The following is a 26,095-nucleotide window of genomic DNA, read 5'->3' as shown; positions in this document are numbered from 1 at the left end:
TCATCCCTCCGTTGTCGTGTGGATTAAAACAATCCGATGGCCTTACCTGTCTCGTCGATGCCCATGTTGAGAGCGGCTGGATGTTTTGGCAGTCCTGGCATCGTCAAGACGTTACCCGTCAAAGCGACGAGGAAGCCGGCACCGACCGACGGTTTCAACTCTCGTACGGTTACCGTGAATCCTTGAACGTATCCGAGTTTTGTCGGATCGTCGGATAGTGAGAACGGTGTTTTGGCCATACAGATCGGCAAATCGTCCCATCCGTTCGCTTTAATTTGAGCCATTTGCTTTTTCGCCGTAGCGGTGAACGTGACGCCGGCCGCTCCGTAAACTTCTCGGGCAATCGTCGTAATCTTCTGTTCGATCGAATCAGTCAGCTCGTAAAGTGGTGTGAGCATGGCTTCGTTCGACTCGACTGTCTCGATGACGGCCTCGGCAAGTGCTTGTCCGCCTTGTCCGCCGCTCGCCCAAACTTCGCTGAGGGCGACGCGGATTTGATGCGTTTCGCACCAGTCGAGCACAGTGTCGAGCTCTGCGATCGAATCTGAATTAAATCGGTTCAAGGCAACGATGGTTGGCAAACCGAGCTTTGTCATCGTGTCGACATGTTTGGCGAGCAACTCCATGCCTTTTGTGACGGCCTCGACGTTTTCGATGTGGAGTTGGTCTTTGGCGACACCACCATGCATCTTCAACGCGCGGACTGTCGCCACGAGGACGACCGCATCAGGACTTAAGTTGCCGATACGCGATTTAATATGACAGAACTTCTCGGCGCCAAGATCAGCTCCGAAGCCGGCCTCGGTGACGACGTATTCGCCGAGCTTCAAGGCAGTCTTTGTCGCGATGAGCGAGTTACAGCCGTGAGCGATGTTCGCGAACGGGCCGCCGTGGACGAGAGCCGGGGTCTGTTCAAGTGTTTGGACCAAGTTTGGCTTGAACGCCTCTTTCAGTAAGAGTGTGGCCGCACCGGCCGCACCAATCTGTTCAGCCGTGACGGGTTCATTATCGAAGTCGTAGGCGACGACGATCCGCTTAATACGCGCCTCTAAATCGGCGAGCGAATCGGCGAGGCAAAGGATCGCCATAATTTCTGAGGCGACGGTGATGTCAAAACCGTCTTCGCGCGGGACACCGTGTGCGGCTCCGCCAAGTCCGACCGTCACGTGGCGAAGGGCACGGTCGTTCAAGTCGAGGACGCGCTTCCAGACGATTTTCCGAACGTCGATTTTTAGGTCGTTGCCTTGATGAAGGTGGTTGTCGAGCATGGCGCTGATCGTGTTGTGGGCTGACGTGATGGCGTGCATGTCACCCGTGAAGTGGAGGTTGATGTCTTCCATCGGCAAGACTTGGCTGAATCCGCCGCCGGCCGCTCCGCCTTTTAGCCCCATCGTCGGGCCGAGTGACGGCTCGCGGAGACAGACGATCGCTTGTTTATCGAGTCGGTTCAACGCTTGACCGAGTCCGACGGTGACCGTCGATTTTCCTTCTCCGGCGGGCGTCGGATTGATGGCTGTGACGAGGACGAGCTTACCGTCTGCTCGAGTCTTCACTTGTTCGAGCAAATTGAACGACAGTTTTGCTTTGTATTTCCCGTATAGGTCGAGATCATCTTCTTGTAGGCCGAGCTTTTCAGCGATTTGCTTGATGGGGAGCATGTCCGCTTGTTGGGCGATCGCTAAGTCAGATAACGGTTTGATTGTCGTCATGTATAAATTCCCTCCACTTTCGAACGTTTTACTAGTATTATGTTTGATTCATTCGTGATTCGAGCCATAATTCGGATCGTTTCTCTAATATAAACTGGCTCGTTCGTATTGTCATTGACTTTATCATAACGCATCAGTTCTGCAAATTCACTAATTGAGTTCAATATATTCCACCCATTCCGTCAAATGTATCCGTTTTCATTTTATTTCATTGCAGGTAAATTGATAGTGGAGGCGATGAAGATGATTGAAACACCGAAGCGAAGCAAACAGAGACGGAATTGGAAGAAGCCGGCAAGCTTTATCGCATTTGTCGGTCCGGCCTTTTTGGCGTTCGTGGCCATTGTACTCATCCCGTTCTTTAACGGGATCTATTACAGTTTCACGGACTGGAACGGGGTGACCGGTCAGTTGAACTTTGTCGGATGGGATAACTATCATCGACTCTTGTTCGAGGACGCCCAGTTCCGTTCGTCGTTTTGGATCACGACGAAATACACGATCGTGGCCGTCATCATGACGAACATTGTCGGCTTTTCATTGGCGCTACTGTTGACGATGAATATTAAGACGCGAAATATATTGCGAACGGTCTTCTTTATGCCGAACTTGATCGGCGGACTTATCCTTGGTTTCATATGGCAATTCATTTACGTGAAAGGATTCGAGTCGATCGGATCATTGACCGGCTGGAGCCTGTTCGAGCTGCCGTGGCTCGGCGACGCCCAGACAGCGTTTTGGGGAATCGTCATCGTCGCGATCTGGCAAGGCGGGGGCTACGTGATGGTCATCTATATCGCGGCGCTGCAGAACGTGCCTACGGATTTGCTCGAGGCGGCCCGGATCGACGGGGCGAACCGGTTGAAAATGTTGCGCCATATCACGCTCCCGATGATCATGCCATCGATTACGATCTGTCTGTTCTTGACGATCTCCTGGTCGTTCAAAGTATTCGATACGAACTTGTCGCTCACGAACGGAGGACCGTTCAAATCGACCGAGATGCTCGCCTTGAACATTTATACAGAGTCGTTCGTGAACAACAATTACGGTCTCGGCTCGGCGAAAGCGGTCATCTTCTTCCTCGTCGTCGCGGCGATCACCGTCACCCAAGTGTATTTGACGAAAAAACGGGAGGTGCAGGCATGACGACGGAAAAAATTGAACAGTTCGAACCAAAAGCAGATCAGACGCCGAGACGGCAGTTGCCGCAAAAGCCGCTGCGGACGAGCGGGTATACGACCGGCCTTGGCCTCATCGAATTGGTCGCTATTTTACTAGGACTGTTGTATCTCGTCCCGTTTTATTACGTCATCGTCAACTCATTCAAGTCGATCGCTGAGATTTATACGAACACGTCCGCACTCCCAAACGTCTGGCTCGGATCGAACTATACGGAAGCGTGGGAAGCGATGAACTATGGCCGCGTCTTTTTGAACTCGCTTTTGATCACGGCCGGCGCGAACATCGTCATCGTCATCTTCACGTCGATGGCGGCATGGAAGCTCGTCCGGACGAAACATTGGATCTCGACCGTCATCTTCTTCTTGTTCGTCGCGGCGATGGTCATCCCGTTCCAATCGATCATGATTCCGCTCGTGAAAGTATCGAGCGTGCTCGGTCTATTGAACAGTCATTGGGGACTGATGGTCATGTATCTCGGGTTCGGGTCAGGTATTTCGGTGTTCTTATATCATGGCTTCATGAAATCGATCCCGGAAGAGATCGAAGAGGCGGCCATCATCGACGGTTGCTCGACATGGGGGCTGTTCTGGCGGATCGTGTTCCCGCTCTTGAAACCGATCACGGTGACGATCGTCATCTTGAACAGCCTATGGATTTGGAACGATTTTCTGTTACCTTCGCTTGTCCTCCGAGACATTGAACTGCGGACGATCCCGCTCGCGACGTTCTATTTCTTCGGACAATATACGAAACAATGGGATTTGGCACTCGCTGGTTTAGTTCTTGGGATCGTTCCGCTCCTCATCTTCTTCTTTGGTATGCAACAGCATATCATCAAAGGGATTACGAGCGGCTCGATCAAATAACCCTTCCCAAGGGATCTCCCTCGTCCGCTACACGGGGGAGAATTTTTTTTTAGAAAAGCTGTTGACATTCGTCTGAATATTTATAATAATGAGTTCAATTCAATTGTGAACGACATTGAAAGGACGAGTACACAGAAGACGTAAGCAAAGCGAGCCGGGGAAGGTGAGAGCCCGGACTGAAATCTCTGTCGAAGAACCTCCTGGAGTCGCTACCCGAACGCTTTGCAAGTAGACGTAGCCGGACCGTTCCCCGTTATCGGAACTACGAGATGTTCGTCTCGAAAAAGTGAGTAGATTCGTCTACTAATTTGGGTGGCACCGCGGAGCTTGAAGCCTTCCGTCCCATAGTCCATGGGATTGGAGGGCTTTTTTCTATTGCTCCGTCCCAAATCCCACAATTGGAGGAAGACAAAATGACAACGACAGCAACAAGCATGATGAAGGAAAAACAACAGGCAATCACGGCGGTAAAGGCAATGTTCGAGGACAAGTTCAGCACGGCGCTAGGTCTCACGCAAGTACAGGCACCGCTATTCGTCACATCGGCGAGCGGAGTCAACGATCACTTGAACGGCGTCGAGCGCATCATTCAGTTCGACACACAATATCCGGGACATGAGCTTGAGATCGTCCAGTCGCTTGCGAAATGGAAACGCGAAGCGCTCGGCCGGTACGGGTTCAAAGTTGGCGAAGGGTTGTATACACAGATGCGTGCGATCCGCCGCGACGAAGAACTCGACGCGACACACTCGCTTCATGTCGATCAATGGGACTGGGAACGCGTCATCGCCCGGGAACACCGGACGACCGACTATTTGAAAGCAACCGTCGAATCGATTTATGCGGCCTTGCTTGAAACGGAACGGTCGGTCGAGTCGGCATACGCGATCGAAGCGATTCTCCCTGAGTCGATTCACTTCTTGACGAGCCAAGAGCTAGAAGACCTGTATCCGACGCTGACGCCAAAAGAACGGGAACATGCGATTTGTAAAGAGCATGGCGCTGTCTTCCTCTCACAAATCGGAGGCGCGCTCGCCTCAGGAGAGAAACATGATGGCCGAGCGGCTGACTATGACGACTGGTCGCTCAACGGCGATATTCTCGTCTGGCATCCAGAACTCGAGACGGCGTTCGAACTGTCGTCGATGGGGATCCGTGTCGATGAGACAGCGCTCGCTGAGCAGTTGGTGACAGCCGGCGCGGAAGAGAAGCGGAAGTATCCGTTCCATCAAGCCGTGCTCGAAGGACGTCTCCCACTTACGGTCGGAGGCGGAATCGGCCAGTCACGTGTCGCCATGTATCTGCTCCGGGCCCGTCATATCGGTGAAGTCCAATCGTCGGTCTGGCCGAGCGAGATGGTCGCGGCGTGCGAAGAAGCTGGAATTAGCCTGTTGTAATTATATAGAAGCAAATGAGCCAGGACTTTCTTACGAGAAAGTCCTGGTTTTCTGTACAACATTTTCCACCCTACACGTCAATTTTGACACCTACATAATGGAAGCGTTTTCATTTAAAGTAAGGGTGTACTGATTGGATCGATTATTTTAGTCGACTTACACACCGAGGGAGGAAGCAAGATGAAACGCAAATGGAGATTATCGACAGCTGTGATGACGGCTGGCATGGTATTGACGCTCGCTGCCTGCGGGGGCGGATCGCTCACAGAAGGGGGAGGGTCGGCTGACGGGAACGCGGATAGCGGTGACTCAAAAGATGTGACGTTGAACGTCTTCCAATTTAAAGCCGAAATCGCTAAAGACCTCGAGGCGATGGCGAAAGAATATGAAGAAGAGACGGGCGTCAAAGTAACCGTTCAAACGGTCGGCGGCGGAGCCGACTACGGTGCCGCGCTCAAATCGCAATTCGCATCTGGCAATGAACCGGATATCTTTAACAACGGTGGCTTCACGGAAGCGCAGACGTGGAAAGATAAGTTGGAAGATTTGTCGGATGAAAAGTGGGTCGGTGATTTGACGGAAGTGGCCAAAGAACCGATGACGATGGACGGGAAACTGTACGGTATGCCGATGAACCTTGAAGGCTACGGTTTCATCTACAATAAGGAGCTGTTTGAGAAAGCGGGCATCAGTGAACTGCCGAAGACGCTGTCTGAATTGACGGACGCGGCTGAAAAATTGGACAAGGCGGGCATCACCCCGTTCTCGGTCGGATACGCGGAGTTTTGGATTCTCGGCATCCACTTGCTCAACATCCCGATGGCACAACAAGATGATCCCGATGCGTTCATCCAAGCGCTCAACGACAACAAAGAGAAGTTCGAAGACAATGAGCAGTTCCAACAGTTCTTGAAACTGTTCGACCTGACCATCAAATACGGCAACAAGAACCCGCTCACGACGGACTACAACACGCAAGTCACACAGTTCGCCCAAGGCGAGACAGCGATGCTCCAGCAAGGCAACTGGGCCCAACAGATGATTCTCGACGTGAATCCGGACATCGAGATGGGCTTCGTACCGATTCCGATCAATGATGATAAAGAGAAGATGGACCGCTTGCCGGTCGGCGTCCCGAATAACTGGGTCGTCAACAAAAACTCACAATATAAAGAAGAAGCGAAAGACTTCCTCGAGTGGATGGCGACGTCAGACACAGGAAAAGACTACATGGTCAACAAGTTCAAGTTCATCCCGGCGTTCAAGTCGATCGAAGCGAACGACCTCGGACCACTCGCTGACGATATCCTTGCCTATTCGAACGAAGGCAAGACGATCTCATGGAACTGGTTCAAGTATCCGGACGGCGCGGTCAACGAGTATGGTGCCTTAATGCAAGCGTACGTCGGCGGTCAGAAGACCGGTGACGAGATGCTCCAAGACTTCACAAAAGTATGGATGGATAAAGCTAAATAAAGAAAACACAAGCAGCGAACTGACCCCTTCGCCGCTTGTGTTTTTTTTATGAAGAAACTGTCACAGGAATCCCATAAAAAGCACACACATACCCCCCTAGGTTTTCGTACAATATGTTTTGTAAGCGATTGATCAAGAGGAGGGGTTATGAGACAACTAAAACTTGGATTGCTCATCGGCTTGTTGTTCGCAGCCCCGTCTGTCCACGCGGAGTCCGATTTAGTGACGCTTGACGAACCGATCGTGGTCCGTTCGAATGAGACGTTTGACGGTGCGGGGAAACGCTTCGTCAGCTGCAATGAACCGGCGTTTCGGTTAGAAGGGACCGGGGCGGTGCTCGAGAATGTTTTGGTCGAACAGTGCCGGCAGACGGACGTGGCTGCCATACAAGTCTCAGGGCTTGGCCATCAGCTGATCGATGTGACCGTCGAAGCGTCCGGGACCGGTATCGTAGTGGAAGACAGCTACGGGGTAAGGCTCGTCCGTCCCGTCATCTCGGGGTCTAATCAACACGAGGGCATCTCGCTATTGAACAGCGAAGCGGCTTTGATCAAAGGGGCGGTCATCGACCGAGTCCGTGACGGGATCTACATCGAGAACGGGTCGGGTCACCAGCTGATTCGACCGAGCGTTGCCGATGCTAGATACGGTGTCCATCTCATGTTTCCGACAGACGTGTCGATCAATTTGCCGAACCTCCGGCGCAACGGAGCAGGTGCGATGATCATGGGGACAGAGCGCGTCGTCATCGAGAACGGACAAATCCATGACCAAGTCGGCGCGACGGCGACCGGGATCATGTTGTTTGAAGCAGTCGAGACGACGTTGCGTGCCAACGCGATCTTCGGCAATCGGATCGGGATTTATGCGGAAAAATCGGAGTGGACGACGATTCATGACAACGGTGTGAACGGCAATGATGTAGGACTGCGCTTGAAGTCGGCGAACGGGATGACGATGGCAGGGAACGACTTGACCGGCAATCGGTATCCGGTCGTCTCGTTTGAGTCGGCAGACAATGTGATTCAAGGAAACGATTGGGGCGGACAGACGCTCGATTTGACACGCGACGGGTTCAGTGAGATCCCGTTTCGGGCCGACCCGTACTTGTTTTTATTGGCCGATTCATATGAAGCGTTCGAGTTGCTGTACGGTGCCCCGGGGCTAACCGTGCTTGAACGTGTGCTCCGTAGCCCGGACGAGGTCACACTCACGGACGCAGGGCCAATTGTGTCCGCGTTTCGCATCGAGTGGAACGGGTCGTTCGGAGCGGTCGCTTTAACCGGAATGATGGTTTTACTATGGATATTTGGGAGGAAACGATATGACTACGTATAAGAAAATGGCAGGACTATTCGCCGCATCAAGTTTGACGCTCGCACTTGGGGCGTGTTCGAGCGCTGCGGCGGAACCGTTCGATATCGAATGGGGCGAGACCGAGTGTGAAGTGTGCAAGATGAAAGTGATGGATAAACAATTCGCTGCCGAAGCGATTATGGACAACGGGAAAGGCTATGCGTTCGACGATATCGGTTGTTTGATGCGTGACTGGTACCCTGAGCAAACGGAAGAGGACATCGCGGCGATGTATGTGAAAGACTACAATACGATGGACTGGGTCGATTTAGATGAAGGTACGTTTGTCTATAATAAAGAAGCGAAAACGCCGATGGCTTATAACATCGTCTCGTTCGCAAAAGCCGCGGACGCGGAGACGTATGCCGAAGAGAATGGCGGCATGGTGATGGATTTAGACGACTTGAAAGAACACACGTGGGAACGCGGCGAGATGAACGGTCATAAAAAAATGAATTCGGACGACGATGGCGAAGCGAGCGACATGAGTGACGCGCACGATTCGGATGAGTCATCTGACGGTCACGGGCAGTAAGCGATGTTATGGCGGATCGAATGGTCCCGTACGCTGCGTCAGAAAGAAAGTTACGTCTTCTTGCTTGCTTGGGTACTGACACTCGTCTTGCTGGGTGGTCTCGGCCAAGCAATCCCGGTGGCGACGGCGTATACGAACGTCAGCGCGACACTCGTCACGGTGATCGGGCTCGTGTTACCGCTCCTCGTCATGTTGACGACGGCACTGCAGTGGGGCAATGAGCGTGAATCAAAGCGGATGCGACTCGTCTCGACGTTCACGGTGTCGATGCGCCGCGTGGTCTGGATGCGTTACAGCGCATTCCTGGCGACGCAAGGACTCATCATCACGCTTGCGTTCGCGCTCGCCTCGTTCCTTGTTTCGATGCCGCTCGAGACGTGGTTCGTCCTATGGGTGTATGCGTTCGGCCTCACCGCGTACGGTGCCGCAATCGGCACGTTCATCGGCGTCGTCGGACGGACAAGGCTTCGAGCCGTGCTCCTCTCGTTCATCGTCTGGGTCGTCCTCGTTTTACTTTGGCCGACGCTCCTCGTGGCAACGATTGCTTGGCTGCCTTACGGGTCGCAAGCGAGTGCGATGGTCGGGCTTCTGTTTTTGAACGGATTTGAGCTACTGCGCGTCTGGGTGAGCTCGGTCTTGTCGGCACCTGACCTGTTCGGGGCCGTCTATGAAACGTTTATCGGCTGGCTCGGCGACCCACTCGGTAGTTTGACCGTCAGCATCGCGATCTTGAGTGTCGTGTTTGTGTTGTGGTTCGGGACAGCTTGGTTACTTCGACAGGAGGGACGACATGATTCAGCTTGAACAGGTCGGTAAACGCTATGGCGATGTATGGTCGCTCCATCCGCTTGACGGAGCGATTGCCGACGGTCGGGTCGTCGCCTTATGCGGAAGCAACGGGGCTGGGAAATCGACGCTACTGAACATGATGAACGGTACGCTCGCACCGAGTGTCGGTCATATCTCGTTGAACGGGGAGACGCGTGACCGTCGAAAATCGTATAATCAATCGTTTGGTTATATGCCTGATGATTTCGCATTCGATCCGTCGTGGACCGTCGGTGAGACGTTTGCGTATTACGCGTTGCTTCAAGGAGTCAAACCGGATGCGTCTCTATTGAACCGTGTCGGGCTTGACGCCAAGACCCGGCAACAGGTCGGGATGTTGTCGAAAGGGATGCGGCAACGTCTCCTGCTCGCTCAAGCGTTGGTCACGAAACCTGACATTTTACTGCTAGATGAGCCGACGAACGGTCTCGATCCGACGTGGATGCATGTATTGGGCCGACTGTTGCGGGAAGAGGCCGACCGCGGGACGACGATCGTGTTCTCGACACACCAGCTCGATGTGGCGGCGAGGCTTGCTGACGAAGTCTGGATGCTTGATGCCGGCCGGCTGGCCGGACGTGTCCTCGTTCAAGATGAACAGGCCGCTTACGCCGAAATTAAAAACTTCTTTTTCGAACCGGAAGTTGAGGCTTGTCAAACAGACGCCGCTCGCACAAAATAATAGACAGTTGAAGTGGTGGTCGGAGCCTTCCGGCGCCACTATTTTTGTGGGGAGATGGAACAGATGAGAAAGAATGTTACGGTCGCACTACTGCTTGCGACTTTTTTGGCGGCGATCGAAGGGACGGTCGTCTCGGTCGCGACGCCGGTCATTGCGAGCGAGTTGAACGGCGCGGCGCTCGTTAGTTGGGTATTTGCCGCCTTCTTACTATTTACCGCGGTGTCGACACCGATTTACGGGAAAGTCGCCGACTTGTTCGGTCGAAAGCGTGTCCTCTTGTTTGGGATCGGGCTGTTCACACTTGCCTCGCTCTTATGCGGTTTAGCGACATCGATGGAGCAGTTGATCGTGTTTCGGGCGCTGCAAGGTCTTGGTGCCGGTGCGGTCCTGCCGATCTCGATGACGATTATCGGGGACTTGTATAAGTATGAAGAGCGCGGCAAAATCCAAGGGATTTTAAGCGCGGTGTGGGGCGTGTCCGGTGTACTCGGACCGGTCATCGGAGGATTTTTGGTCGAGACGTTGTCTTGGCGCTACGTGTTCTTGTTGAACGTTCCGTTTGCGCTCTTATCGTTCATCATGATCGTCACATTTTATAAAGAGACGGTCGCTGAGACGACCGAACGGATCGATATAAAAGGAGCACTCCTGTTCGCTGGGGGGACGACCGCATTCTTGTACGCCTTGATCACGTTCAGTGAAACGAACATCTTGACGCTACCGGTCGTCGTCAGCGGTCTATTCAGTCTTGTGTTGCTCGTCAGCTTCTTCATGTCAGAGCGCCGGGCCAAGACACCACTCCTGCCGCTCGAGCTGTTGAAGCAGCCGATTATCGCGTCCATCAACGGGGCCGTCTTCTTTGCTGCTTGGGTGCTCGTCTCGATGTCAGCCTACATCCCGATTTGGGCGCAGGCTGTACTTGGTAAATCGGCGACGGAGGCGGGCTTCATGCTCATGCCGCTCTCGGTCGCATGGACGTTCACGTCGATTATCGGCGGACGGACGCTCGGAGCGGCATCACCGCGACGACGGGCTGTCTTCGGGATGGGCCTGCTCTTGATTGGGACGGTCATCTTGACGCTGATGACTCCATCGAGTTCGGACGTCTGGGTGTACCTCGCCGTCGCCATCATCGGCGTCGGATTCGGTTTATCACAACCGATGTTCATCGTCGTGTTGCAGACGGTCGTGTCATACCGTCAGCGCGGTACAGCGACAGCGGCGAACTCATTTTTAAGTACGGTCGGACAGACGCTCGGCGTCGCGGTGTTCGGGGCGATGTTCAACTTTATCGTCTTGAGCGGATTCCGGAACGACGAAACGTTGAGCGGTGTCTCGCTCGAATCGTTCTTCAACCGGGCGGCGAGTGCCACGCTTGACGAGAGCGTCCGTCTGCAAGGTGAGCAGTTGATCGCCTCGGGACTGAACAGTGTCTTCGTCGGAGCGGCGCTCGCGGCGTTCATCGCTTTGCTCATCGCGCTTCGGTTACCGGCCCGCCCACCCGAACCTTCACGCGACGCCTAAAAGCGCGGTATGATGGGGGAAAGGAGGCGGTCACGTTGAAACGATGGTTACTCATGTTGTCACTCGTCTTTGTTGCCGGTTGTGCATCTGATTCGGCGGACGATGCGGTCCAAGAAGAGGAAACCCCGATCGAACAACCGGCTGAATCGACGGAAGGGGCGCCGAACGAAGATGACGCGTTATCGGTTGGGGCGAACGAATCGATTGCACGACAGCTCGACGTCCCATGGTCGATTGCACGAACCGAGGACGGTTGGCTTGTTTCAGAGCGCGGGGGAACGATTGCAGTCATTGATGCTGACGGTAACGTCTCGCGTCAACCGGTCGATCTGACTGAAGATGTGCTTGAAATCGGGGAAGGCGGACTACTCGGTCTTGCTCTCGCGGATGACTTTGCGACGTCGCGACAGCTGTACGCCTATCATACGTACGGGACACCTGGGGATGTGCGGAACAGGGTCGTCGAATTGACGTGGGACGGAGAACGATTTGAAGAGACGGACATCGTCTTGGAAGACATACCCGGGGCGCAGTTCCATAACGGCGGACGCTTATTACTCGACGGTGACGTGATTTGGGTCACGACCGGAGACGCACTCGTCCCAGACCTCGCTCAAGATGAGACGTCGATTGCCGGGAAAATCCTGCGCGTGCCGTTGTCCGGCGAAGGGGACCCGGTCGATTGGATTTATTCGTCCGGCCATCGGAATCCGCAAGGGTTGACCGTCATCGAAGACGTGCTCTATGCGAGCGAACACGGGGCGTCCGGTCATGACGAAGTGAACATCATCGAGCCAGGCAACAACTACGGGTGGCCGATCATCGAGGCCAATGAGACGGAAGACGGTCTCGAGACGCCTTGGTTTGAGGTCGGAGGAACGTCATGGGCGCCATCTGGCATCGTTGCCGACGAACAGTACGTCTATATGGCGACGTTGCGTGGAAATCGTTTGGTCGCGATCGACCGTGAGACGCGCGAAGTCGTTCCGCTCGTCGAGGATCAAGGGCGCATCCGGGACGTCTGGTTAGAAGACGACCGTCTGTATTACATCACGAACAATACGGACGGCCGGGGAAATCCGGGAGCGGAAGACGATCAACTGTTCATGTTGGAATTACGTTAGAAACTGACATCTCGTCAGTTTCTATTTTTTTGTTGTATTACTTGTGAGATTACGTATAATAAAGACGTTAATTGGAAAATGAAGGAGTTAATGACATGGATCATTCAAAATTGGTACATAAGCACGAACAATTGTATTTCGGACTGCTCGTCGCGATGAGCATCCTGACGATCATTGTCGGCATCGTCTTGACGATTGCCTCACTCGGTATCTTCCTGTGGATCATCGGGCTAATCGTCTCGCTGTCGATGTTCGCGCACTGGATTCAAATCGGCTATATTCGGACGAACGGGGTCAAAGTGACGGAGCGACAATTCGCCGACCTGCATGAGATGTATCAGCGCGTCGGACAAGGGATGGGCATCCGTTTGTTGCCAGACGTCTATATTTTACAGGCGGGCGGGGTCTTGAACGCGTTCGCGACCCGATTCTTCCAAAAGAATATGATCATCTTGTATTCGGACGTCGTGGAACTGTCTCGGAACGGTCAGACGAAAGAAGTCGAGTTCGTCATCGCGCATGAACTCGCGCACATCCGCCGCAATCATGTCCAAAAACAGTGGCTCGTCTTGCTCGGGAATATCGTCCCATTTTTAGGGACAGCGTATTCACGCGCTTGCGAATATACGTGCGACCGGATGGCCGCGCATTACATTCAAGACGAAGCGGCTTCAAAACGGGCGCTCACTATCCTCGCCGTCGGTGGAAGGCTCGCCAAAGAAGTGAACGAGTTTGACTATTTATATGAAGCAAGTCGTGAGAACGGGTTCATCGCCAAATATAGCGAACTGATCTCGACGCATCCGACATTGCCGAAACGGATCGCCGCTATCGCCACGCATGCCGGTGAGGCGAACGTGCCGATGTTCAAGACGGCTGGTTATGTCAAAGCCTCAATCATCGGAACGATTGTCGTCACCGTGCTCGTCAACGGGGCCATCATCGCGTGGCTCGTTATGAGTGACGGGTTCACGAGCCTCGCCGCTTCACCGTTCAGCGAAGGGTTCGCTGGTGAAATGACGGAAGAACCGCTCCAAGAATTGGCGTACGACAATGCAGGTGCCGATGCGATTCGAGAAGAGCTGGCGAATGGGGCAGATGTCAATATGCAAGACAGTTATGGCGATACGCCGCTCCATAACTTGCTGTACAACGATGGAATGGACTACGATTCATTAGTGCTCTTGCTCGAAAGCGGGGCAGATGTCACCATAGAAAATGACGATGGTATGACACCGATCGATGTGGCGAAAGATTGGAGCCACGAATTTGGGATTATAGAACTGCTACGTTCTTATGAATGAACAGCTGGCTCGTCTCTCGGGAAACTGAGGGACGAGTTTTTTATGTTGGGATTGCAAACGCTTGCATGACCCGTGATATAATCTTCAAGAGGAGGGGTGTCGGTGAGGAGCATCCGTACGAAATTGACCGGGATGATCGCATTGACGATCATCGTTCCGGTTATTTTAGCGACCGTCATATCATTTTGGTACGTCAAAGACCGGGAACGAGAGCGCGGTCTCGAGCTCACGGACTGGTCACTCGAGCGCGGGACGTTGCAGATCGAACGCTACATCTCTGACTTGAGCCGCCTGCCGACGAGCCTATACGCCAATCGGGACGTCCTCGACATTCTTGAATACGGTCCCGGGCTGTCACTCGAGCAGACGGAGCTTGAAGTTCGGCGGGCCCTCCTTGGTATGTACTTATCACGGGAGGATGTCGCACAGATTCAATTGCTCATGCTTGAAGACATGGACTCGTTCGCCGCCTATAAAATGAAAGTGTCACCACGTTCGAAAAAACAACCGAGTGCGATTCAACAACAATTGCTGAAGTATGAAGAGAGCCGTGTCTTGCTCGAGGCGTCGCATCCGCTCGTCCCGTACCATGACTTTGGACCGATAGTCTCGGCAGAAGAGGTCGTGACGCTCCATTTCCGGCTCGACAAGATCGAGACGGATAAACCGCTCGCGATTCTCTCGATCGATATACCGGAAGACGTGTTTGTCGGACAACTCGCGTCGTTGCAAAACAATCCGGAGGAAAGCCTTTGGTTTATTGGCGGGAACAATCAAGTGTTTGCCAAGCTCGGGGACGAGGACATCCCGGACACTGTGGCGGCGAAGTCGATGTCGGTCGACGGGAAACATCATCGGATCATTAAATCGTTCGAGTTTGAAAATCAAACGTTTTATGTCGGGAAATCGATTCCGGATCGGTTGTTGATTGAACCGGCATCCCGGACGTCATTCATCATCTTCGTCGTCGGGATGGTTTCGCTCGTTTTAGCGTTGATCGGGGCGACATACGCATCGATGCGTTTGACGACGCCGATTAAAACGCTCACGTCGAACATTTGGCGAATCGAGCAAGGGGACATGACCGTTTCGTTCGATTCCCTGGGAAATGATGAGTTCGGCGTCCTTGGTCGGCAGTTCAAACGGATGATCGAACGGATCGATGACTTGATTCAGCGCGAATATCGGTTGGCACTCGAAAATCGGACGAACGAACTGCGCGCCCTGCAGGCACAAACGAACCCGCATTTTTTATTCAATGCGCTGCAGTCGATCGGGACGCTCGCCCTAAAAGGGGACGGTAAAACGGTTTATCGCTTAATCACACAGTTATCCTCGATGATGCGGTACACGATGCACCCGGACGAGTCGATGGTGACGCTCAAGCGCGAAGTCGAGCATCTCAATTCGTACGTTCGGCTCCAACAGGTCCGCTTCCCCGATCAGTTCGACGTCGAGGTCGACGTCCCGGACGCGTTGCTCGACTTGATCGTTCCGAAGATGATCCTCCAACCGCTCGCGGAGAACTTTTTCAAACATGGGTTTGAGCGGGACGGGGCGACGGCGGCCAATCGATTCTGCTTAAACATCCGTCAAACGGGAGCCGACCTCATCATCCGTTGTGAGAACAGCGGGCGAGCGATCTCGGACTTTGAGCTGAACGCCCTGCAACAACGGATCGAACGGTCGACAGGACCGATTCATGGTGCGGAAGGCACCGGTTTAAAGAACATTCGCGATCGACTCATGTTAAACTATAATCGGGAGGCTGAGTTTATGTTGGCTACACCAGAGACCGGCGGATTCCGCATCGTCATGCGTTTCCCGGCCGTGAAGGAGGCGGGTGCGTCATGACGAAAGTATTGATCGTCGACGATGAGTCGCCGGTACGGGAAGCGGTCAAATTGCTTGGGGAGTGGGAACGTCTCGGCGTCACGAAAGTGTTCGAAGCGAGCGACGGCGAAGAAGCGAAACGGATTATCACGAAAGAGCGCCCGGCCTTGGTTTTATCGGATATTCAAATGCCGCGCTGCAACGGGATTGAGTTGATGGAATGGGTGCATCAAGAGGTGGAGTCGGTAAAGCTGATCGTGTTGACCGGGTACGATGAGTATTCGTATATGCGGCGCGCGATTCAGCTCGGCAGCTTCGATTACTTACTGAAACCGATTGATCCGGACGTGTTGAACGATACGCTCGAACGTGCCCTCGCGGACGTCTGTCCAGCCGAGGAAGACCCAATCTTCCAAATCGGTGCGTTTATCGAGCGTCATTATGCGGAAGAGCTCAGCTTGCAAGGGATGAGCGAGCGCTTTTACTTGAGCCGCGAATACATATCGCGTCGTTTTAAGCAGCAGTATGGCGTCAACTTATCCGAGTACTTGCTGTCGATCCGCATGCTCGAAGCCAAGCGTCTCCTTGAAACAAGTAGACAACGTATTTATGAAGTCGCCCAAGCGGTTGGTTTTTCGGACGACAAATACTTCCGAAAAGTCTTTAAAAAACAAGTTGGTGTTACCCCGAACGAATATCGGGAAGACTACCAACGACAACTTTAAAGGAGGAATTTTATCATGAGTGTACACATTGGGGCAAAAGAAGGACAAGTCGCAGAAACGGTATTACTTCCAGGAGATCCGTTGCGCGCGAAATACATCGCCGAGACGTTCTTAGAGGATGTCGAACTGTATAACGAAGTGCGTGGCATGTACGGTTTCACAGGTACGTATAAAGGCAAACGCATCTCTGTTCAAGGGACAGGTATGGGTGTGCCGTCGATGTCGATTTACGTCAACGAATTGATCATGTCGTACGGTGCTAAAAACTTGATTCGTGTCGGTACAGCCGGCGGGATTCAAGAAGACGTCAAAGTGCGTGACGTTGTCATCGCGATGAGCGCATCGAGTGAGATGGGACAAAACCGTGTCCGGTTCGACGGCATGGACTACGCACCGACAGCGACGTTCGACCTCCTACATCGTGCGTATATGAACGCGGAGAAAGCGGGCATCCCGGTCAAAGTCGGTCAAATCTTCACGGCCGACCAGTTCTACCAAGATGACTTCCACCACTTCAAAAAGTGGGCGGACTTCGGTTGCCTCGCAATCGAGATGGAAGCAGCCGGCCTTTACACGCTCGCGGCGAAACATAAAGTCAACGCCTTGACGATCCTCACGATCTCTGACCACTTGTTAACGGGTGAAGAGACGACATCAGAAGAACGTCAATCGACGTTCGACGAGATGATTCGTGTCGCCCTCGACACAGCAGTCGAAGTGACGAACTAAATCATAAGTCCCTACAGACGCAACGTTTGTAGGGACTTTTTGTGTCAGTGTGCCAACGTGTCTATACAAAGCGGAACCGGCAAGCTAGACTGAAGCTGAAAACTCAGTGTCCGTGGAGGTGCTGAGCTAAGGAGAGAATTCCGTGAATAAACCATCCGCTTTTGTGATTTATAGTATCGTCTTTTTTGCGTTTTTTGATCTGTTTGCCCAACTTCCCGTCATGAGCACGTTCGCGACCTCAGTCGGTGCGACGCCGTTCATCGCCGGTGTCGTCATTGCCATCTATTCATTGTCGAACACGTTCGGGAACATTTTGTCTGGCGTTTGGACGGACAAGTTCGGTCCGTTCCGAATCTTACTCGTCGGTTTAGTGTTATCAAGTGCGAGTCTGCTCATGTATCGCCTTGTCGATGATGCTTCGATGTTATTGGTGGTGCGTGTCGTTCACGGATTCGTGGCCGGCTTGATTGTACCGGCTGCGTTTACGCTATCCGCGAACTTGACCGCGGCCAATCGACAAGGGAAAAAAGTGGCGCTCACCGGGAGCTTCGTCGGGTTGGCGGCGATTCTAGGACCAGCGTTCAGCGGCATCATGGCCAGCCGCACATCGGTCCCGGTCGTATTTACGTACGTGGCGGCGTATGGCGTGCTTGTGGCTTTGCTTGCCCTCGTCGTGTTAAAGCGGTTGCGATTCGCTGTTAAACATGAGGACCGGCGCGAAGTGGTTGGCTCGAAAACGCTAGAGCGTGACGTCGTCAAAGCGTATGTCGGGGCGTTTTTATTAATGTTCTCGCAAGGAGCGCTCGCTTATTTATTACCGCTTTACGTGCAAGCGCTCGGTTACGACTCACGGCTCAGCGGGACGTTGCTCAGCACGTTTGGCGTTGCTGCCGTCCTCGTGTTCGTCTTGCCGACGAACCGTATCTTCGACCGGTTCGAGCCGGCGCGCTTGGCTGCGCTCGGGATCGGCATCCTTGGGGTTAGTCAAATTCTGATCGGTTTGTCGGGTAGCGCAAATCTGCTCTATCTCGTGCTCGGCTGTTATGGCGTCGGCTTCGCTATTTTGTTCCCGGCCATCAACACGATGTTGATCAAAGCGACGAACAGTGCCAATCGAGGCAAATCATACGGCTACTTCTATGCGTTTTTCTCTCTCGGTACGGTCGTGGGTTCGGCTCTCTTAGGGTGGCTGTCCGTCTCGTTAACGCAGAAATTCACGCTGACCGGGATTGTTTTGCTGCTAGCGGGCCTGCTTTTGATTGTGATCGAGCAGACAAGGAAACGTGTCGTTTCAAACAAGACCGGGTGAGATGGGCACGTATCAAGCAGCAACGGCTGAACGTTCAAAATGGTCGGGTCTGATTGGATAGTGATAAGATAAAGACAGCGTTATCACTCAAAGGGAGGCAGATTTATGCTCGCACCAATCGAACAGTTGACGATCGAAGAGCTCATCAGTAAGCAACGTCGTTTCTTTAAGACGCAAGCGACCAAATCGCTCGCATTCCGTCTCAGTATGTTGACGTTTTTGAAAGAATCAATCAAACATCACGAAGCAGAGATTATCGAAGCGTTAAAAACAGATTTAAATAAATCAGAGCTCGATGCGTTCACGACGGAGATCGGCTTTATTTACGACGAGATCAGTCGGACGAATCGAGAGTTGAAGCGTTGGATGCGCCCGAAACGGGTTCGCGGCGCAGCGATCCACCTCGGGACAAAAAGTGAAGTCATGTATGAACCGTACGGCACCGTTCTCATTATCGCGCCTTGGAATTATCCATTCCAATTGGCAATCGCACCGCTCATCGGAGCAATCGCGGCCGGGAACACGGCTGTCGTGAAACCGTCGGAATTGACGCCGAACGTGGCCCAAGTAATGACGAAAGTGCTCGAACGGGCGTTCACCGATCGTTACGTCGTCAGCGTCGAAGGGGATAAAGACGTCGCTCAAGCTTTGCTCGCGCAAAAATGGGATCATATCTTCTTTACCGGTTCGACCCAAGTCGGAAAAATCGTCATGGAGGCTGCGGCCAAGCAATTGACGCCGGTCACGCTCGAACTAGGTGGGAAGTCACCGGCCATCGTCCATGAAGATGCCAATATTAACATTGCGGCGAAACGGATTGCGTGGGGGAAATGGATGAACGCCGGGCAGACGTGTGTCGCCCCGGACTACGTGCTCGTCCACGAGTCGAAACGTGATGCGTTTCTTGAAGCAATCAAGCGGGAAGCGTTCCTGATGTTTGGGAACGGAATCGGGACAGAACGGTTCACCCGGATCGTCAGCGAGTCTCATTTTGATCGGTTGACGAGTTATTTGAGTCAAGGGGACGTCTTCTTCGGGGGAGCGACGGAGCGGGAAAGTTTGAAAATCGCCCCGACCGTCATGACGGATATTCATGATGGGGCTGCTGTCATGAAAGACGAGATTTTCGGACCGATTTTGCCGGTGCTGACGTATCGTCAACTCGATGAGGCGATCGAGTTTGTGTCCGACCGTCCGCATCCGCTCGCGCTCTATCTGTTCACGGAAACGAAAGCTGTCGAACAGACGGTGCTCAAGCATCTGACATTCGGCGGCGGTTGTGTCAACGATGTCCTCATGCATTTGACAAACCCGAACTTGCCATTTGGCGGTGTCGGGGAGAGTGGGATGGGGGCTTATCACGGACGCTATAGCTTTGAGGCGTTCAGCCATGCCAAATCAATATTACGCAACACGACAAAATTTGATGTGCCGATTCGTTATCCAAACTTTAAAGGTGCGGAGAAGCTGATCCGTCTCGTCTATCGCTGAGACTGATCTGAGACTGTAGACTTTCTACAGTCTTTTTTTTATGAGAACGAATTGAAAAATAGAAGATTGTTTGAAATGTCACATACTTTTGTGATCAGGGTGCTCACGCTACTGTATAATAAAGCCATAAATGAAACGTACGAGACATTCCAGGCACGAATGAATTGTGGAGGGAGCAGACGAATATGTCTACGAAATGTGGGACGACCGAACCGAACAGCTTTATCTTTTCAGCGGAGACGAAACAGTTATTGCTCGAAATGATGATACCTCAAGACTACCCGAAGGCTAGCATCGTCTGTTGGGAAGGTGAGAAGTGTGATAAATTCTTTTATTTGAAGAGCGGATCTGTCAAATTCACGAAGATCACGAAAAAAGGGAATCCAATCGTCATGTTCTTATATGGCGCCGACGATTTTTTTGGTGAGTTTGATATCGTCGACACGTTCCCGAGTTCTTACAGCATCGAGACGACGGAAGAAAGTGTCATTGGCGTTATTTCAAAGAAAGACATCGAGACTATCATGCAGCAAGACGCCAAATTTGCCGGTGACGTGCTGCGCTGGACGTCGATGATGCGTAAACATTCAGAGATGAAACTGCGTGATTTGCTATTGTACGGAAAGCCGGGAGCGCTCGCTTCGACGTTGCTTCGGATGGCGGCCATGCACGGTGTGGAGGAAGATGACGCGGTCGTCATCTCACGACATCCTTCCGATGGGGAGCTCGGTCAACTGATCGGGGCACCGCGTGAGACCGTCAACCGGATGATGAACCAGTGGCGAAAAGAAGGCGTCCTGACAACGACGGGAAACTCGATCGTCTTGCATGATATCGATTTCTTAAAAGAGCTGTGCCATTGCGAAGGCTGTCCGGCCGGGATTTGCCGATTATAACGAGGAACCGTCTCTTAGAGAGGCGGTTTTTTTGTCGTCTTGATTTGGCTAATTGTGAATTTTATGTGTGGAAACTACGCAAAATTGATGTGATTGTCACTTTTGAAGTGATAAAAGTCACATATTAAGTCGGGGTGAATTTCATACAATGAAAGAGGAAATTATAGCGAAAGGGGTCCTTCACGTGGATAAGAACGGTGGACAAGAACCGAATCTGAAAGGCACGTTTACATCGGTCATGATCGTCGCGGGTGTCATCATCGCCATGTGGTCGTCGGTCTTTTATTTATTTGTTACACGATAACGTCAAAAGGAGAAAACAAACATGCATATTCATAAGCTTGAAAAATATTGGTTGATCTTTGGCATCGTTCTATTAGGCGTGTTTTTGACAGTGCTCGGCATTTCGGCGTTTGCGGCCGGAAACCAGCCCGCATCGGACGCTGATTTGATCGACCCGGCGAAAGTGCATCAGACGGCGCCGTTCGATAAACCTGGACTTAATAAAATTGGTGATAACGAGTATGAACTCGTCATGGTCGCGCAGGCGTTCACGTTCACACCGGGTAACGTTGAAATCCCGAAAGGTGCGAAAGTGACGTTTCTCGTCACGTCACCGGACGTCGTCCACGGTTTCCAGTTGACGGGGACACCGGTCAACATGATGGTCGTGCCGGGACATATCAACTCGCTCACGTATACGTTTGAAGAAACAGGCGAATTTTTAATTCTCTGTAACGAATATTGCGGGACGGGCCATCACATGATGGCGACAAAAATTAAGGTGGTGGACTAAATGAACGACGTAGCCTCAAAACTGAAACAGTGGGAAATGGAGCGCGGTGTGCCGGTGCCGAGCATCGGTGTGAAAGAAGCGCGCCTCGCCTATGCCCACGTTGTCGTCTCGGTACTCGCCGTGTTGATTGGAGCGATCGCGGGACTCATGCAGACGCTCATCCGTACAGGAATCATTCCGGAAGTATTCGGTTACTATCAATTGTTGACGGCCCACGGTATCATGCTTGGTCTCGTCTTTACGACGATGTTTATCATCGGCTTACTTTACGCGCTGCTCGCCAAGTCGTTCGGACGGTTTGAATCGTTCCCGACACGTGTCGCTTGGCTCGGTTTTTGGATGATCATCGCCGGGGCGGTACTCGTGACGATCATGGTGCTCGCCAATAAAGCGACTGTACTTTACACGTTCTACGCTCCGCTCATGGCCGACCCGATCTTCTATGTCGGTCTCGTTCTCTTCGTCGTCGGTACATGGTTCTCGGCGTTCGCGATGTTCCGCATGTATGCGGACTATAAACGGGAACACCCTGGCGTCCATCCGCCACTCCCAGCGTACATGAGTATCATGACGATGTTGCTCTGGGTCATCGCGACACTCGGTGTTGCCGGGACGATTTTGTTCCAACTGCTCCCGCTCTCGCTCGGATGGAAAGACACGGTCGGGATTGAACTGAGCCGGACATTGTTCTGGTACTTCGGTCACCCGCTCGTTTACTTCTGGCTCATGCCGGCCTATATCGTCTGGTATACGGTCGTGCCGAAAGTCATCGGTGGGAAGATCTTCTCGGACGCGCTCGCGCGGATGGCGTTCTTGTTATTCCTCTTGTTCTCGTTCCCGGTCGGTTTCCACCACCAGTTGACAGAGCCGGGGATTGATCCGTTTTGGAAGTTCGTCCAAGTCATCTTGACGTTCCTCGTCGTCATTCCGTCGTTCATGACGGCGTTCTCGCTGTTCGCGACGTTCGAGCTGCGGGGACGCGCTCTCGGAGCACGCGGTCTGTTCGGTTGGGTCAAAAAGATGCCGTACGGCGATGTGCGTTTCCTCGCCCCGTTCGTCGGGATGTTGTTCTTCATTCCGGCTGGTGCCGGCGGTATCATCAACGCGTCGCACCAATTGAACGCGATGGTCCACAACACGCTTTGGGTCACCGGTCACTTCCATATCACGGTCGGAACGGCCGTCGCCTTGACGTTCTTTGGAACTGCCTATTGGCTCGTACCGGTACTACGCGGACGTACACTCACGAAATCAATGAACCGTCTCGGTTTGATTCAGACGGGGACGTGGGCGTTCGGGATGTCGATCATGTCGTATGCGATGCACATCTCAGGCCTTCAAGGTAACCCGCGTCGGACCGGTCCGGCGACGTATTTCTCAGACGCGTTGACGCGTGAATGGATCCCGTACCATATGGCGATGGCAATCGGCGGGACGATCCTTCTCGTCTCGGTGCTCATCTTCGTCTATTCGATGTTCAACCTGTCATTCCTCGCACCAAAAGGTGAGGAAGAGTTCCCACTCGCGGAAACGGAAGAGGCGGCAATGGAGACGCCACGGTTCTTTGAGAACTGGAAGCTCTGGATCACGGTCACGTTCGTCTTGATCGCATTCGCCTACACGGTTCCGATTTGGCACTTGATTGAAAGCGCGCCTCCGGGAGCGAAAGGTTGGGTGCTCTGGTAAACTGAAGTCAGCCTCTAGGGCTGACTTTTTTGATTTGGGGGAGAACGTATGGAGACGTTACAGGAAGTGATTCGTGAAGCATACGCTAACCGTGTCCACGACCGGCCGTTCATCGTCGCGATCGACGGCTTGAGCGGGGCCGGGAAGACGACGCTCGTCGAACAATTGAGTGGTATCGCGCCGAACGAACTGCTTCTACATATTGATGACTTCATCGTCGAACGGCATCGGCGCTATGAGACGGGGCAGCCTGAGGCGGTGGAATACTATGCGCTCCAATGGGACGTCGATCTGCTCGTGAAGATGTTGTTCGAGCCGTTGTCCCGAGGTGAGACGCGTCTGACGTTGCCATACTACGAGCGAGACGAGGACGCGATTGTCATGCGGACGATCGATGTGGCTCCGAATGCGCTCGTGTTGATTGAAGGCATCTTCTTATTGCGGGACGAGTGGCGGTCGTATTTCGACTACATCGTTTATCTTGACTGTCCACGCGAGACGCGTTACGAGCGTGTGCTAAATCGCGATACGTATATCGGCGATTTAGCGGCACGGCTCGCCAAATATGAGCGCCGCTACTGGCCGGGTGAAGCGCACTACATCAAGACGGTCAATCCAGTGATACGAGCCGACTATATCGTCCGCTCATCAAACTGACGCATCCTAATCAATGAGGATGCGTCTTTTGTTTTGGATTGTTTTGGGAAATTATTATTGACAGTCAAGTGTATTACGGTAATAATACAGTCAGATAGTGTATTAGTCGCATCATACACTTAGAGAGGTGACAACATGATCATTCAATTTAACACGAGGTCTCCCGTCTACATCCAAGTCGTCGACTACTTCAAAAAGAAGATGGCGCTAGGCGAGTTGAAGGCGGGCGAAGAGATGCCGTCGCGGCGAGAGCTCGCGACCGAACTGAAAATCAATCCGAACACCGTCCAAAAGGCGTTCAAGGAAATGGAGGAACAGCAATTGATCACGACCGAACGCAATCGTCCAAGTCGGGTGACGACGGACGACCACGTATTAAAACGAATTCGGACCGAACTCGTCGATGAGGCGGTCGCTGTCTTCGTCGAATCGATTCAAGAGCTCGACGTCACGATGGACGAGCTCGTCAGCAAAATCAAACGGCAATACGGGGAGGGGAATCTCGATGATCGAGGTACTGGGAGTTAAGAAGCGTTACCGCAAAAAACAAGTCATCGAAGATGTGTCGTTCACGGCCAACAAAGGCGAGATCACATGCCTCATCGGTCTGAACGGGACCGGCAAGTCGACGATTTTAAAAGGCATCATGGGGCTGACCCCGTTCGATCAAGGCAACGTTTTGATTGACGGCAAGCCGATCGATTTGAACAACGTCGCGTTCGTACCGGACCATTCGACGTTTCCGATCCACTTTTCGATCGAGCAGTGCGAAGCGTTCATGCGCGATTTTTATCCGAAGTTCGACACGAAGTTGTTCGCTAGACTCGTCGACGAGTTCAAACTGTTTCCAGAAGACAAGTTGAGTGAACTGTCGAAAGGGACGCTCGCCAAGGTCAATTTGGCGCTCGGCATCGCCCAAGACCCGGACTACTTGCTGCTCGACGAACCGTTCTCAGGTATCGATGTGTTTTCAAAAGAGCAAATCGTCGAGCTGTTTTCGAGTGACATCATGGAAGACCGCGGTGTCTTGATCACGACGCACGAGATTGACGACATCGAGTATTTGGTCGACAAGGCCGTCATGTTGAACCGGGGACGGATCGTCCGTGAATTCGACGTCGAGGACGTCCGCTTCATCCACGGGAAATCGATCGTCGATGTCATGAGAGAGGAGTACGGGGCATGAATCTATTGAAATTGATTGGCTGGGAACTCGATCGCGTCAAAAAGATGTACGGGTTGTTGCTAGGGGTATTGATGACGATTCAATTCGGTTGGTTGGCCGTGTTTATATGGCGGAATACAGTACTGAATGAAGAATACAGACGTGAAGGTCAAAGCTTGTTGGTAGTGTTTCATTCCTATCTCATGAGCACTCCTTACATTTTATCGATTGGGATTGGACTCATCGTGATGCTCGTCTTCAGTGGCTGGATTTGGTATCGAGAATTTTGGGGCCGTGGCACGTTCATGATGCGCTTACTGACGTTACCCACGAAACGGATTCAACTGTTCATCTCGAAATTCATCACGGTCATGATGATGATTTTAGGGCTGATTGCCGTGCAATGGTTCGCGCTCGTTATCGAATATCAGATTTTCACGACATGGTTGGACGGACAGGGGATACGACAACAAGATACGTTCGCAGACATTCGACAATTAGATGTGTTCTCCCTTTTATATCCGACATCATTCGTCAATTTTATCATCCATGTGATGCTTATCGCTTTCGTCGTCTTAACAGTCTTCACGTTCGTATTGGTGGAACGGAGCTTATGGCAACGAACAATCTTTTCTCCGCTCGTGTCCATCGCGCTCATCGGAGGCGTCCTCGCGATTCCGTCAACCATCTTTTATGTCATTGAACAATATTTGTTTATGGATGAGCTCGCACTCATCCTCGTTATAGGGTTTCTCTTCAGCGTTGCGACATTGACGATAATTGCGCGACAGTACTTACAAAAAAAAATAAGTGTGTGAGGTG

General features: G+C 52.6%; 25 protein-coding genes and 1 other annotated feature. Of the genes, 24 read left to right on the top strand and 1 reads right to left on the bottom strand.

Features of this window, described 5'->3' with window-relative positions:
* Positions 1–23 precede the first annotated feature (23 nt).
* Positions 24–1,709 (bottom strand): formate--tetrahydrofolate ligase, encoded by a 1,686-nt coding sequence (locus KNP77_RS05570; protein ID WP_214889124.1) that lies wholly within the window; start codon positions 1,707–1,709, stop codon positions 24–26.
* A 243-nt stretch (positions 1,710–1,952) separates the two neighbouring features.
* On the opposite strand from KNP77_RS05570, the gene KNP77_RS05565 reads away from it, so the two are divergent.
* From KNP77_RS05565 to KNP77_RS05450, 24 genes are all read left to right on the top strand, one after another.
* Positions 1,953–2,858: a carbohydrate ABC transporter permease gene (locus KNP77_RS05565; protein ID WP_070328883.1), complete on the top strand. Its 906-nt coding sequence runs from the start codon at positions 1,953–1,955 to the stop codon at positions 2,856–2,858.
* Positions 2,855–3,760 (top strand): carbohydrate ABC transporter permease, encoded by a 906-nt coding sequence (locus tag KNP77_RS05560; RefSeq protein WP_251138941.1) that lies wholly within the window; start codon positions 2,855–2,857, stop codon positions 3,758–3,760. Before KNP77_RS05565 ends, KNP77_RS05560 begins: the two co-directional genes overlap by 4 nt.
* Positions 3,761–3,866: 106 nt before the next feature.
* Positions 3,867–4,108 (top strand) — a binding site (T-box leader).
* Positions 4,109–4,173: 65 nt separating this feature from the next.
* The gene (gene asnA / locus KNP77_RS05555; RefSeq protein ID WP_070328884.1) at positions 4,174–5,157 is read left to right on the top strand and encodes an aspartate--ammonia ligase; all 984 of its coding nucleotides are present in this window, start codon (positions 4,174–4,176) and stop codon (positions 5,155–5,157) included.
* Between the two features lie 180 nt (positions 5,158–5,337).
* A complete protein-coding gene (locus tag KNP77_RS05550; protein ID WP_214889121.1) occupies positions 5,338–6,633 on the top strand; it encodes an ABC transporter substrate-binding protein in 1,296 nt (431 codons plus the stop codon).
* Positions 6,634–6,780: 147 nt separating this feature from the next.
* A complete protein-coding gene (locus KNP77_RS05545) occupies positions 6,781–7,971 on the top strand; it encodes a right-handed parallel beta-helix repeat-containing protein (protein WP_131443902.1) in 1,191 nt (396 codons plus the stop codon).
* On the top strand, positions 7,958–8,524 hold the full coding sequence (locus KNP77_RS05540; protein ID WP_070328887.1) for a nitrous oxide reductase accessory protein NosL: 567 nt from the start codon (positions 7,958–7,960) through the stop codon (positions 8,522–8,524). Before KNP77_RS05545 ends, KNP77_RS05540 begins: the two co-directional genes overlap by 14 nt.
* A gap of 3 nt (positions 8,525–8,527) precedes the next feature.
* Positions 8,528–9,328 carry an ABC-2 transporter permease gene (locus tag KNP77_RS05535; protein WP_070328888.1) on the top strand — a complete coding sequence of 267 codons (801 nt, stop codon included), beginning with the start codon at positions 8,528–8,530 and terminating at the stop codon, positions 9,326–9,328.
* Positions 9,315–10,034 carry an ABC transporter ATP-binding protein gene (locus KNP77_RS05530; RefSeq protein WP_070328889.1) on the top strand — a complete coding sequence of 240 codons (720 nt, stop codon included), beginning with the start codon at positions 9,315–9,317 and terminating at the stop codon, positions 10,032–10,034. The genes KNP77_RS05535 and KNP77_RS05530 overlap by 14 nt, the downstream gene beginning before the upstream one ends.
* Before the next feature lie 63 nt (positions 10,035–10,097).
* Positions 10,098–11,558: an MDR family MFS transporter gene (locus tag KNP77_RS05525; protein WP_131505091.1), complete on the top strand. Its 1,461-nt coding sequence runs from the start codon at positions 10,098–10,100 to the stop codon at positions 11,556–11,558.
* A gap of 35 nt (positions 11,559–11,593) precedes the next feature.
* The gene (locus KNP77_RS05520; protein WP_070328891.1) at positions 11,594–12,682 is read left to right on the top strand and encodes a PQQ-dependent sugar dehydrogenase; all 1,089 of its coding nucleotides are present in this window, start codon (positions 11,594–11,596) and stop codon (positions 12,680–12,682) included.
* A gap of 95 nt (positions 12,683–12,777) precedes the next feature.
* A complete protein-coding gene (locus tag KNP77_RS05515; protein ID WP_070328892.1) occupies positions 12,778–13,986 on the top strand; it encodes a M48 family metallopeptidase in 1,209 nt (402 codons plus the stop codon).
* 102 nt (positions 13,987–14,088) lie between these two features.
* Positions 14,089–15,840 (top strand): sensor histidine kinase, encoded by a 1,752-nt coding sequence (locus KNP77_RS05510; protein WP_070328893.1) that lies wholly within the window; start codon positions 14,089–14,091, stop codon positions 15,838–15,840.
* Complete coding sequence (locus tag KNP77_RS05505; RefSeq protein WP_070328894.1) at positions 15,837–16,544, top strand: response regulator transcription factor; 708 nt, start codon at positions 15,837–15,839, stop codon at positions 16,542–16,544. The genes KNP77_RS05510 and KNP77_RS05505 overlap by 4 nt, the downstream gene beginning before the upstream one ends.
* Before the next feature lie 15 nt (positions 16,545–16,559).
* Positions 16,560–17,273 carry a purine-nucleoside phosphorylase gene (gene deoD, locus KNP77_RS05500; protein WP_214889118.1) on the top strand — a complete coding sequence of 238 codons (714 nt, stop codon included), beginning with the start codon at positions 16,560–16,562 and terminating at the stop codon, positions 17,271–17,273.
* 142 nt (positions 17,274–17,415) lie between these two features.
* Positions 17,416–18,582 carry an MFS transporter gene (locus tag KNP77_RS05495; RefSeq protein WP_070328895.1) on the top strand — a complete coding sequence of 389 codons (1,167 nt, stop codon included), beginning with the start codon at positions 17,416–17,418 and terminating at the stop codon, positions 18,580–18,582.
* Between the two features lie 105 nt (positions 18,583–18,687).
* Positions 18,688–20,073 carry an aldehyde dehydrogenase gene (locus KNP77_RS05490; RefSeq protein WP_070328896.1) on the top strand — a complete coding sequence of 462 codons (1,386 nt, stop codon included), beginning with the start codon at positions 18,688–18,690 and terminating at the stop codon, positions 20,071–20,073.
* 185 nt (positions 20,074–20,258) lie between these two features.
* The gene (locus tag KNP77_RS05485) at positions 20,259–20,969 is read left to right on the top strand and encodes a Crp/Fnr family transcriptional regulator (RefSeq protein ID WP_214889115.1); all 711 of its coding nucleotides are present in this window, start codon (positions 20,259–20,261) and stop codon (positions 20,967–20,969) included.
* Between the two features lie 184 nt (positions 20,970–21,153).
* Positions 21,154–21,273 (top strand): cytochrome c oxidase subunit 2A, encoded by a 120-nt coding sequence (locus KNP77_RS15975; RefSeq protein WP_233589685.1) that lies wholly within the window; start codon positions 21,154–21,156, stop codon positions 21,271–21,273.
* 21 nt (positions 21,274–21,294) lie between these two features.
* Entirely contained in the window at positions 21,295–21,765 is a 471-nt protein-coding gene (locus KNP77_RS05475; protein ID WP_070328898.1) for a cytochrome c oxidase subunit II, read from the top strand.
* Positions 21,766–23,451 carry a b(o/a)3-type cytochrome-c oxidase subunit 1 gene (locus KNP77_RS05470; protein ID WP_070328899.1) on the top strand — a complete coding sequence of 562 codons (1,686 nt, stop codon included), beginning with the start codon at positions 21,766–21,768 and terminating at the stop codon, positions 23,449–23,451.
* A gap of 48 nt (positions 23,452–23,499) precedes the next feature.
* A complete protein-coding gene (locus KNP77_RS05465) occupies positions 23,500–24,108 on the top strand; it encodes a kinase (RefSeq protein ID WP_070328900.1) in 609 nt (202 codons plus the stop codon).
* 135 nt (positions 24,109–24,243) lie between these two features.
* Positions 24,244–24,636, top strand: coding sequence for a GntR family transcriptional regulator (locus KNP77_RS05460; RefSeq protein ID WP_070328901.1), 393 nt, complete (start codon positions 24,244–24,246; stop codon positions 24,634–24,636).
* Positions 24,614–25,294, top strand: a complete 681-nt coding sequence (locus tag KNP77_RS05455; protein WP_131441121.1) for an ATP-binding cassette domain-containing protein — start codon at positions 24,614–24,616, stop codon at positions 25,292–25,294. The genes KNP77_RS05460 and KNP77_RS05455 overlap by 23 nt, the downstream gene beginning before the upstream one ends.
* Positions 25,291–26,091 carry a hypothetical protein gene (locus KNP77_RS05450; protein WP_131443908.1) on the top strand — a complete coding sequence of 267 codons (801 nt, stop codon included), beginning with the start codon at positions 25,291–25,293 and terminating at the stop codon, positions 26,089–26,091. Before KNP77_RS05455 ends, KNP77_RS05450 begins: the two co-directional genes overlap by 4 nt.
* The last annotated feature ends 4 nt before the right edge of the window (positions 26,092–26,095 follow it).

The organism is Exiguobacterium sp. s142 (genome assembly GCF_018618455.1).
Classification (GTDB): domain Bacteria; phylum Bacillota; class Bacilli; order Exiguobacteriales; family Exiguobacteriaceae; genus Exiguobacterium; species Exiguobacterium aurantiacum_A.
The sequence above is the reverse complement of the archived record's forward strand: the minus strand, read 5'-3'. Positions and strand labels throughout refer to the sequence as shown.